Source organism: Dolichospermum sp. UHCC 0259, from assembly GCF_009711935.1.
Classification (GTDB): domain Bacteria; phylum Cyanobacteriota; class Cyanobacteriia; order Cyanobacteriales; family Nostocaceae; genus Dolichospermum.
On record NZ_VIKX01000029.1, the window covers coordinates 1 to 9,640 of the forward strand.

At 37.7% G+C, this 9,640-nt stretch carries 6 protein-coding genes; 3 read left to right on the forward strand and 3 right to left on the reverse strand.

Annotation, left to right across the window (positions count from 1 at the left end; genetic code table 11):
- Positions 1 to 149: 149 nt before the first annotated feature.
- Entirely contained in the window at positions 150 to 1,523 is a 1,374-nt protein-coding gene (locus FJR05_RS02940; protein WP_168642737.1) for an MFS transporter, read from the reverse strand.
- Positions 1,524 to 1,754: 231 nt separating this feature from the next.
- Here FJR05_RS02940 and FJR05_RS02945 point away from each other — a divergent pair, with 231 nt between their 5' ends.
- The gene (locus tag FJR05_RS02945) at positions 1,755 to 3,047 is read left to right on the forward strand and encodes a recombinase family protein (RefSeq protein ID WP_168642738.1); all 1,293 of its coding nucleotides are present in this window, start codon (positions 1,755 to 1,757) and stop codon (positions 3,045 to 3,047) included.
- A gap of 62 nt (positions 3,048 to 3,109) precedes the next feature.
- Here the strand turns inward: FJR05_RS02945 and FJR05_RS02950 are convergent, their stop codons facing one another.
- Positions 3,110 to 4,636: a hypothetical protein gene (locus FJR05_RS02950; RefSeq protein WP_168642739.1), complete on the reverse strand. Its 1,527-nt coding sequence runs from the start codon at positions 4,634 to 4,636 to the stop codon at positions 3,110 to 3,112.
- Positions 4,637 to 4,893: 257 nt separating this feature from the next.
- Between FJR05_RS02950 and FJR05_RS02955 the strand changes: the two genes are divergently transcribed.
- Positions 4,894 to 6,507 carry a glycosyltransferase family 39 protein gene (locus FJR05_RS02955; RefSeq protein WP_168642740.1) on the forward strand — a complete coding sequence of 538 codons (1,614 nt, stop codon included), beginning with the start codon at positions 4,894 to 4,896 and terminating at the stop codon, positions 6,505 to 6,507.
- Between the two features lie 479 nt (positions 6,508 to 6,986).
- Here the strand turns inward: FJR05_RS02955 and FJR05_RS02960 are convergent, their stop codons facing one another.
- The gene (locus FJR05_RS02960; protein ID WP_168642741.1) at positions 6,987 to 7,364 is read right to left on the reverse strand and encodes a hypothetical protein; all 378 of its coding nucleotides are present in this window, start codon (positions 7,362 to 7,364) and stop codon (positions 6,987 to 6,989) included.
- 368 nt (positions 7,365 to 7,732) lie between these two features.
- On the opposite strand from FJR05_RS02960, the gene FJR05_RS02965 reads away from it, so the two are divergent.
- Complete coding sequence (locus FJR05_RS02965) at positions 7,733 to 9,583, forward strand: chloride channel protein (RefSeq protein ID WP_168642742.1); 1,851 nt, start codon at positions 7,733 to 7,735, stop codon at positions 9,581 to 9,583.
- Positions 9,584 to 9,640: the final 57 nt, after the last annotated feature.

Below are 9,640 nucleotides of genomic sequence, written 5' to 3' on the forward strand. Positions count from 1 at the left end.
GGGGAGAGGGGGGGGTGGGGGGAGGGGGGGGAGCGGGGGGAGTAGGGGAGTAAGGGAGTAGGGGAGAAAATTATCTTCTTTCTTCCTTTTCCTTCTTTCTTCCTGAACTCCTACCCCTCTGCCCCTCTGCCTCTCTGCCCCTCTGACTCCTACTTTCCCGGTTCTTGGACAAAAATGAGGGGAAGCAGCCCTAATAGTCGGCACAGGCTAGAGAGAGTAAATAAGCCTAATAAACCGCCAAAATTAGGACTTTGGGCAATAAAACCGCCGATTGTTGTTCCTAACGCTCCACTTACGCCCCCTACAGCCGCAACAATGGCAAAATAGATAGATTTATTCCTCGCCGGGGCAATTCCCAAATACATATTAGTGCTACATAAATCCACTCCTGCCCAAGTGACACCAGTGAAAATATGTAAAAGCGGCAACCATAGCCAAAAATCAAGTTGATGATTACCAATTCCTAACCAGAATAATGGTGTAATTGCAACTAAAACGCCAACACAGGCGACAATGGGACGATTACCAATTCTATCAGCTAATTTCCCCCATAAAATCAACACTAACAGATTTGCCCCAGTCTGAAGACTGTTATAAACAGTTACTAAAGTCACATCTAAATCTAAAGTATCTAATAAATAGAAGTTGAAAAAAGGTGCGCTCAAATGCACAGCCAACATCCAAATACTGAAATAAAGTAGAAATAGTAAAAATTTAGAGTTCTGCTTAATAATATTAGTCCAATTAGTTTCTTCTTGGCAAATATCTTCAGGAGGATTTTCACAACCATTCAAACTATACTGATTTTGTAATTGCGGATTGACATCTGCTTGAAAATATTGACAATACAAACTAATAATTCCACAAATAGTTCCTAAAGATAGAACTAATCCATAACCTTGGATAGTTCCACCATACCAATGTGATATTACTAATGCAGCTAAAGGAATACATATTAAATTCGTCAGATTACAAGCACTATTCCGAATCCCAAAATATCTCCCTCGTAACCTGCGGGGAACAATAATTGCTAACCAACTTAGCCAAGATGCACTTCCTAATCCTCCTAAAAGATGACTAAAAAGCACAATTGACAACGTTAATATTACCAATTGTTGAGAATCTAGTAAACTGGAATTATTAGCAAAAATACCAATTACCAAAATTAGCCATAATAACCGAGAAATTCCAAAGGTGAATAGAGAATACTTGAATCTACTGGTAGTCTGTTCGGAAATGTAAGCGCCCACAGGTTGAACAAAATTTACCAGCATGGGAATTGATGATAACATTCCAAATATCACGGGAGTAGCACCCAACTCGACTAACAAATTACTGACTAAAATTCCTCCCGTACTCAAAGAAAAAATAGACGCAAAAATAGCATCTACCGTAGAAGCTTGTAAACTGGTACGAATATCGTTTTTAGTAAATTGCTTAGAAACCTGTTTAGTTAATGAGGAGTCAAGATGGGAAGTCTGAATATCCAGTGGTTCAACTATGTCAACTGGAATAAAATTCATATTATCATGTCTACGGATGACAAATTATAGAGTGGATATAATTACTGATAAATTGCTATCTTTTGCTCTTGTATGTTTCAACAAAAAGTTGTTTTTTTCAATATCAGTTTGCAGACTCACAGTTTATAAAACACCTCAAAAAATGTCATCAGTATTGCATAATTAAGAGATTAATCGAGTTTTTGCAATTAATAATTGAGGAAAAGATCCAATTCTCCCTTATTTCTCTCTATGAAAATAATTGTTTATATTTATACTGATCCATTACTAGATCCTGTTCCCAGCCAAAATGATTGGGGTTGGGAAGTAGATAAAATTTATGAAGATTTGGGAAAACGCACCCAATTAGAACAATTATTAATAGATTGTCAAACCGAAACTGTAAATTACCTACTGGTACGCCGATTAGAAGAATTAGGTGATAGTTTATCCCAAGTGAGCGATCGCCTCAATCAAATAGAAACAATGGGAGTCATAGTCATTACCACACAACAACCCTATACTTCCAAATCCAGTCAAATCCCCACCGAACTACTACAATTATTACCAGAAATTCAACATCAACAACGTAGCCGCCGCATTCGTCAGGGACACGCTCGTAATCGCCTAGAAGCCTCACCACCACCGGGAAAATCTCCCTATGGCTATCGCAGAGGACAAGGTAAATATATTATTGATCGCACTACCGCACCAGTTGTTAAAGATTTTTTTGAATATTTTTTACTCTATGGTTCTGTCCGTGCTACCGTCCGTTATATAAGTAAAAAATACAGTAAAAATATCTCTGTCACAACAGGGAGACGGTGGTTAACTAATCCAGTTTATCGCGGTGATACAGCCTATCAAAATAGGGAAATTATCTCTAATACTCACGCAGCAATTATATCCAGAGAAGAAGCAGCGCAAGTTGATAGACTATTGCGACGCAACAGCCGTTTACCAACGCGGACAGCTAGTGCGCCCCGTTCTTTAGCAGGTTTAGTCATTTGTCATCAATGTCAATCACAGATGATTGTCACCAGTGTTACCCAGCGTCATCAGAATAAAGAGTATTTATATTTACGCGCAACCGACTGCCCTCAACAGCCTAAATGTCGTGCTATCCCTTACCAAGTAGTTTTAGAAAAAACCATTGATAATATTTGTCGAGACTTACCTTTAGCTGTCGCTGGGATCAATTTTCCCCAATTAGATGCAATTAAAAATAGTTTAGGGAATGATATATCTCGTCAGCAAGAAATTCTCCAAAAATTACCGACTTTAATAGAAACGGGAATTTTAGATATAGAAACTGCAAAATTAAGAGCTTACAAACTTCGCACAGAAATTTCCGAACTTCAAGTCAAATTAGCGATTCTTCCTCCTGTGAATTTGCGTTCTGTAGCTCAAGCTGTTTCCATTCCCCAATTTTGGTTAGATTTATCAGAGGTAGAACGAAGATTTTACTTCCGTGAATTTATTCAACAAATCCAAATTATCCGCCAAAATAGAGAATGGGATTTACAAATAATTTTTATTTTCTAAAACATAAAAACACAAGACAAGATCCCCGACTTCTTAAAGAAGTCGGGGATCTGAATCATTGATTATTCATCTTCATTTCTGGGAGATTGTTTGCCTTTTTTTCCCGCATTTTTGACATTCATGACTTTTCCTAGTAAATCAAACCAAAAAGGCGCACCCATAGCAATAGCTATACCGCTAATAAACCAACCACCAATCATAGTCAAAATACTGAAAACAGGTAAATCATTAATTCTATATTTGCTTCCGTTAATTTGCTGTTGTACATTAGCACTTGTCCAACCAATTGGTAATTCAACTTCCTTTAAAATCTCGTTAGGATCTATTTTATTCATATCTGAAGGATTAGATCCTTGTGGTGCTACTTGTACAGCTTTGTTAATAATTATTTCTCGCAATAAAGAATCCTTAGATAACCGATTAATAATATGAAAAGTATCGGCATTGGCAGTGATAGCTAAGGTTATGCCAATGATAATTGCCACTCCTTTAGCATTACGTTTATAAACACCACCCGCTCTTTCCATTGAGCTATCAAAACTATTTTCAATTTCTTTTCGCAAAATAGTAATACCTTCCTCTGTGCTTTTAGCCTTCAGTTGGGCGCGTTTTGCCATCACTTGAATGTTATTAACTACAGAATCCGGCAGAATATCAATCAGTTCTTTAACTTTTTTATAGGTTTCACTATCTTTATCTTGGATAGCTGCTATGACTTCTCCATGAATATCACTACCTTTCTTGATAGATTTGACAATTTCATTAATATTAGGTTTTAAGCCTCCTATCACTATGGCTTTTTCTGCATTTTCAAAAATATCTTGTCTTAAGAATTTTAGTTCCCGCAATGGCTTATCTAAAATATGTTCATGATTGGCTATACTTGCGGCAAAACTTTCTATATATTTATCTAGGCTATCTCGCATCCGATTTATCGCCATGTAGATATCATATTTGTCCTTTTTGAATTCATCAATAATGCGGTTATATTCTAACTCTAACTGTCTATAATCTGCGGCAATATTGGTAGCAAATTCACTAGATAGTTCCTGATTATTAATGTAAACTTGTAACTGAATCAAAATTTGTCTAACATCATCTAACCGTTCAGATTTGAATTGCTCCAATCTAATTTCAGTTAATTTTTCTACCAAAATTGGCAGTTGGAGTGTATCCATAAAAGTATTAGCAAAACTTTCACCACCAATATAGGAAGGCGCACTCCGTTTTTGATCACCAAAAACAGTTTCTTTGCGGAGTCGGGAACTAGACTTTCTCAAGAGATTAAAGAATGAGCCAATTGCCCAAGTAGCTTTACGCGGCAAAGTTGATAATAAACCTTTAGCCTCTTGATTAATGCTTTGAATTAAAGGATTACCGTAAATTTTATTAACTAATTGAATTATTTCGGGATTTTCTGAAGTTTGAGCATCACCAGCTAAAAGAATTTCAATTGATCTTCTCAAGTGTTCAGCCCGCCATTGCAGGACTGTTGTTAATAGTTCTTGAATTTCTGAAGCTAGTAAACTTAAAATTAAGTAAATAAAAATTAAACCCAGCGCCACATCTAAAACAAAAGGTAAGTTCATTGACATTCTCCTTCGGGGTAATTGACCAAATGCTAATGGTAGTATTTATATCATTTAACGGGAAAAATGCTTGTAAACTTCCTTAAAAAATCAATAAGAAAATCTTCGCCAAAAAATTATCTCTATTCATGAGAAACTGAGCTAATTTGGGATCTAGCCATTGTCTTTGAATATAGATTGTTCCTAGATGGCAACATTGGAGATTCGCTTTAATCTCTATGTGATTAAACCTAGCAGTTATAAGATTCGCATAGAATATGCAAGAAGGAAGCTTTATTTGGACTCATCTAGAAAAACAGCACCGTGTGATTGAAAAAAAGATTGATTGGCTATGGCTAATCCTATTGTTATTAGCAGCGGTGATTTTGTTTAGTATCAATCTTGGAGGTTCGCCCTTACAAGATGGCGATGAGGCAACCGTGGCCAGGGTAGCGCGGGAAATTTGGCAAGCCCCAGCAGATTCCATGCGCTGGCTTTATCCCACGTTGGGGGGTGAACCATATCATCACACCCCGCCACTTATGCACTGGTTAATTGCTGGGGCTTATTCTCTGGGTGGTGTCAATGAATGGACAACGCGCCTACCTAGTGCCATTTTGACAGCAACTTCTGTACCTTGCTTATACTGTCTGGGGAGGGAGATATTTCGTCAACGTTGGGCGGCTATTTATAGTGCTTTGATTTATTTAACAATGCTGCCTGTGGTACGTTATGGCAGGTTGGCAATGTTAGATGGGGCAGTTGCCTGTTTTTTGATTGTGATGATGTGGTTTGTCTTGCGATCGCGTCGAGATTTACGTTACTGCTTAGGTATAGGCATTAGTTTTGGGTTAATTTGTCTAACTCAAGGCATGATGGGTGTTTATTTAGGTGCAGTTGTTTTAGTCTTTCTTTTTTGGGATACACCCAGACTACTTACAAGTTATTATTTCTGGACAGGTATTTTGATCGGTTGTCTACCTGTATGCTGCTGGTATGGGTTTCAATTATGGCACTATGGCTATCCCTTCAGTATTGATGTCAATACATCTTTAAGCCATATTTCAACCATTAATAATGGAACATCCCAAGCACCTTGGTATTATCTTTTAGAAATTGCTAAATGGACATGGCCTTGGTTGATATTTCTCCCCCAAACTATCCGCATTACCTGGGAAAATAATAATTTTAGTTGGGCAAAATTAATTATTATCTGGTGTGGTGTTTATCTATTAATTATTTCCCTAATTAGCTTTAAACTCCCCTGGTATATATTCCCCATTTACCCTAGTTTGGCTTTAGCTTTTGGGTTTCAATTAGCCCAGATGGAAAATGTCCCCTTATTCTCAGGCTACCCCCGCGCTTGGGTAACGAGTTTAGCGATATTGGCGGTAGTGGCTTCTTCTAGCAGTATTTATTTTGGTGGCAGAACATTAGATAAAGTAGAGTTACAGATTATTTTTGCCGCAATAGCTTTAACTATGACTTTATCCGCAATTTTAGCAGCACGCGGTGATAGACAATTTCTGAAAATTTTAATTTGGGGAAGTTATATTTCTCTATTATTATTAATGAAATCTAATTACTGGGTTTGGGAATTAAATACAGCCTATCCCGTGAAACCCGTAGCAGCAATGATCACGAAAATCAATCCAGCAGTTAAGGAAATCTATACATCTTTTCCCTACCATCGTCCTTCTTTGGATTTTTATAGCGATCGCACCATTATTCCTGCTTCCATTGGTGAACTACAATATTACTGGCAATATGATAGCCAACCTTATTTTCTTATTAACACATCTACTTTAGAAAACCTCCAGTTTAAATCCATCAAAGTTATAGACAAAGTAAAAGACTGGCAATTGATTACTAAACAAAATAACTCACTATAAGTTGGGTTTGCTGAAAAAGTTATCTGTGATAGCGCAGCGTGACGTAAGTCATGGGCTAGGAGTCAGGAGTCAGGAGTCAACACGGCTTAATTACTTGATTTTATGGGTAGCGGTTTAGCTCATGCTTTACCCCTAAAAATCTGGGGTTTTCGTGATTTTACAAAAGTCCATCTCTCAACCGTTTTTAGTATAGGTGGAAATTAAAAATTGTCGTTATGGCAAGGGAATAGGGCAGCAATTCTCATTTTGAAAAGAATAAAATAAGGTTAGAATCACGGATTAGACGGATTGCACTGATTTCACGGATTTTAGTAACTCTTATCATAGCAAACAACCTAATCCGCGCCATCTTTTAATCCGTATAATCCGCGATTCTGACTTTTGAGCGATGAAACCTTAAAATGAGAATTGCTGGGAATAGGGAATAGGGAAGCAGAAATTTTCTTCTTCCTGAACTCCTGACTCCTGACTCCTGAACTCTATTTTTCACCCTCATTCATTTTTTCAATTTGCGGAATTTCTTGACCATTACGACTCATATTGTCTTGAGTCATAGTCACAATCCCGAAAAAAATTGCACTTCCCACAATTAAAGACAATAAAGGATGTTTAATGACAATAAAATCTCTGATGATCCTTGCCAAAGGTCGGCTTTGACGACGGAGAGCCGACGAAATCATCATTTGTCTCCAAATAAATGGATCACGCACATAATGTCCACTTTGGCAAACAACTAATTTTTCCTGACAATAAGGACAGGTAAACAAACCAATATAAGACTTTATTGGCTTTGTTCTGTTATTTTTTTGACAAATTGGGCAAGTAACATAATGATTATGAAAAGTATTTGTACTCATCTACCTCGTCTCGCCTAGTCCCTTGATTCTATTTATAACAATATCTGTATTGAATTTTACTGTAAATCTAGTAATCATGCCATAATCACTGATAGTGATTGGCAAAATACTATGATGGAATTTCCGAATGCAATTGATCCAAAGACGTATTCCTCTCAATACTAACCCAAGTTGTTAGTACCGCAGGACAGAATTATTTTTTCTCAATATTTTGTGATTTTTGTTAGTTAATTATTGAGCAGGCAGTTTCTCTCATAATAAACCACAATAAGAAATAATAGACAAAAAATGGATTTTTCTGACATTTACCCCATTTATCAATATCTCAGAATCTTCAATGATTAAAACCCTACTTTCCCCCATATTCCATGCGGTTCACCCAGTTAATTAATCGTTTCCAAGCCTCTCCCGAAACAGTAGTGCTGTTTTTAGCCGTGCTAATTGGCGGTAGCACAGGTATGGGTATAGTCACCTTTCACTACTTAATCCAGCTAATTAACAACTTCATGTTGGAAAATTTGATGGGACAGATTGGGATTTGGGGCGCTTGGACCTTAGCGGCTGTTCCTATACTGGGCGGTATCATTGTTGGCCTCATGCGGTGGCGAACTCAAGATTTTGGACCAGGACTTTCATCCCTGATAGCTGTTTCTCAGGGCAAAGAAGCCAAAAAACCCCTGCGACCGGTGACAAAAATGATCGCTGCGGCAGTTTCCCTGGGTAGTGGTGCATCTTTAGGTCCAGAGGGTCCAAGTGTAGAAATTGGCACTAATTTTGGGGTATTGTTATCGGACATCTTACAAGTCTCCCAAGAACGTCAGCGGTTACTATTGGGGGCTGGTGCGGCTGCTGGTTTAGCGGCTGGTTTTAATGCCCCCATTGCAGGAGTATTTTTTGCCTTAGAAGTAGTCATGGGCAGTACATATTTTGCTACTTCTGCTGTAAGTGTGATATTACTAGCCGCTGTTGTTGCTGCTTTAATTGCTCAAATTGGTTTAGGTTCACAACCAGCTTTTGCTTTACCCGCTTATCAGGTTCGTAGTTACCTAGAGTTACCCCTTTATCTGGGTTTAGGTTTGGGTGCAAGTTTAATTTCTCTTACTTATACTGAATCCATTCGTTTAGCTAAAGCTATCTTTACTGGCAATTTCCCAGGGTTAACGTTATTAGGTAAAATTCCTCAGTCCATTCAGCCAATTTTGGGTGGTGTAATTATTGGTTTAGTAGGTTGGCGATATCCACAAATTTTAGGTATTGGCTATGGAACTGTAGAAGCAATACTACAAGATGAAGATTTTTCTCTCAATTTATTACTCATTTTACTAGTATTAAAACTGCTAATGACAGCGGTAAGTTCAGGTAGTGGTTTTGTGGGCGGATTATTTGCCCCAGCTATGTTTTTAGGTGCTTCCTTTGGGTCTGCCTATGCTAAATTTTTGGCTTTGATCATCCCAGGAATTGGGGAATATATGGCTGCTCCTCCAGCTTATGCAATGGTAGGTATGGCGGCAGTTTTAGCAGGTAGTGTGAGAGCGCCATTAACAGCAATTTTAATGTTATTTGAATTAACCCGTGATTACCGGATTGTTTTACCTTTAATGGCGGCAGTGGGTTTAAGTGTTTGGTTAGTAGAACTAATCAAACCAACTGTAGATGCTAATGCTAATCTGCAACAGATTGGTTTACCTGAATTGAAAGATGAAAAGGCAGAACTTTGGCAGCAAATGTCAGTAGCAGATGCTATGTACACCTGTCCCAAAAAATTATCAGCAACTTTAGGAGTATTAGAAACTGCGGTAGTCATGACGCGGGAACGAATCCGCAGTGCTTTAATTATTGATGATGATACTGGCAAACTGGTAGGAATTCTTTCTCTAGAAGATATTAAACGAACTTTTTTTATCTGCCAAAATCTTCCTAATTCATTGCCGGAAATTCAAGAATATTTAGCTACTCAAAAATTAATAGATATTTGTACTACAGATATTCTCTATGCTTGGGATGATGAACCTGTTTCTGAAGCTTTAGACCGAATGGCATTACGTGGTTTACATCAATTACCAGTGGTAGCTAAAGACAATCCCGATTTTATTCTGGGTGTGCTAGAAAGAGAACAAATTGAATTAACTTGTAATTTAACGGCAATCACTAAGGTACTACACCAATATTCACCTGTGATTCCCACTACCGAATATATAGAGGAAATTGGGAATTGGTAATGGGTAATTGGTAATTGGTAATTGGTAATTGGTAATTGGTAATTGGTAATTGGTCAT